The 483-nt window shown below is 59.0% G+C and carries 1 protein-coding gene and 1 pseudogene; both read right to left on the reverse strand.

Annotation, left to right across the window (positions count from 1 at the left end; all coding sequences use genetic code 11):
- Nucleotide 1: 1 nt before the first annotated feature.
- Complete coding sequence (gene gcvH / locus EOA86_RS37960; protein ID WP_065009623.1) at nt 2-370, reverse strand: glycine cleavage system protein GcvH; 369 nt, start codon at nt 368-370, stop codon at nt 2-4.
- A gap of 5 nt (nt 371-375) precedes the next feature.
- Nucleotides 376-483 (reverse strand): annotated as a pseudogene (locus EOA86_RS37965) (glycine cleavage system aminomethyltransferase T); the annotation flags it as partial.

Genomic DNA, 483 nt, shown 5'->3' on the forward strand with positions numbered 1-483 from the left:
ATCAACCAATATGGGCTTTGTAGGCGGTCTCATCCAGGAGACCTTCGAGTTGACTTTCATCGGCCAGCCTCATCTTCCACAACCAGCCGTCGCTGGTCGCCGCCGAATTGACCAAAGACGGGTCCGACGAGAGCGAGGTGTTGGCCTCGGTGATCTCGCCGTCGACCGGTGCATAGACGTCCGATGCCGCCTTGACGGATTCGACCACGACGGCCGTATCGCCCTTGGCCAGCTTTTTCCCAAGCTCCGGCAATTCGACGAAGACGAGATCGCCGAGTTGCTCCTGCGCGTAGTCGGTGATGCCGACGGTGGCGATACCGCCTTCGACGCGGAGCCATTCGTGATCTTCGGTGAAATAGGTTTTTGCCATGAAGTTCATCCTTTGCGGTAGCGATGGGGCGTGAAGGGCAGGGGACTGATATCGACCGGGATTTTGGTCCCGCGAACGTCGGCGAAGAGTTTTGCGCCAGGTTTGGCCAGCGA

Origin of the sequence: Mesorhizobium sp. M5C.F.Ca.IN.020.32.2.1, from assembly GCF_004023105.1 — a bacterium.
GTDB classification, from domain to species: domain Bacteria; phylum Pseudomonadota; class Alphaproteobacteria; order Rhizobiales; family Rhizobiaceae; genus Mesorhizobium; species Mesorhizobium wenxiniae.